The following is an 858-nucleotide window of genomic DNA, read 5'->3' as shown; positions in this document are numbered from 1 at the left end:
AGATTGTTGTGGTTGGTGGCGGCGCTGCTGGCCTGGAGTTAGTTGCGCGTTTAGGTCGTGATAAACGTTATGATGTGACACTTGTAGAGCCATCGTCACACCATTACTGGAAACCGCGTTTACACGAAATTGCAGCGGGAACATTCGACGAAGAACTCGACGCTGTCAGCTACTTCCAACATGCATCTTGTAATGGTTACACCTATGTTCAAGCCTCCATGAGCGGCTTAGAGCGTGCTAATAAAGTCATCAAAGTGAATCATTTTAGCGGTACGATGCAAGAGCTAGAATACGATTATCTTGTTATCGCAGTCGGCGCCATCAGCAATGACTTTAAAACAGAAGGCGTGAGTGAACACTGTCTATTCCTTGATTCAGCATTGCAAGCCCAAAAAGCTTGGCAGGAGATCAACCCTCTACTGAGAGCAAGCAGTCAGCGCAAAATTTCAATTGTTGGCGCAGGTGCAACGGGCGTTGAACTGGCGGCAGAGCTAGCAAAAGTGAGTGCCAAGCTACAGCGCTATCGTCAGGAAGGCAGTCTTGAGATCACTTTAATTGAAGCGGCTGATCGTGTGTTGCCTGCTGGGCCTGAATGCATGTCGAAACGAGTTCATGAAGCTTTGGTAAAACAAGGCATTAACGTTAGGACTGGGACTCGCATTCAAAGAGCTGAAGAGGCGAAATTAGTCACTTCAGAAGATGAGATTATTTCAGCAGATCTGCAAGTATGGGCTGCTGGTATTAAATGTGCAGATTGGCTAAGTGAATTAGATGGTTTAGAGACAAATCGAATCAATCAACTAGTTGTAGATCAGACACTAAGAACAACCAATGACAACGATATCTTTGTGATTGGCG

The 858-nt window shown here is 45.8% G+C and carries 1 protein-coding gene; it reads left to right on the top strand.

Annotated elements, in window-relative coordinates; genetic code table 11:
• Positions 1-2: 2 nt before the first annotated feature.
• A partial coding sequence (locus BCT81_RS21420) for an FAD-dependent oxidoreductase (protein WP_241908255.1) occupies positions 3-858 on the top strand: 856 nt, incomplete at its 3' end.

Source organism: Vibrio sp. 10N.261.52.A1 (genome assembly GCF_002876325.1).
GTDB lineage: Bacteria > Pseudomonadota > Gammaproteobacteria > Enterobacterales > Vibrionaceae > Vibrio > Vibrio chagasii.
The sequence above is the reverse complement of the archived record's forward strand: the minus strand, read 5'-3'. Positions and strand labels throughout refer to the sequence as shown.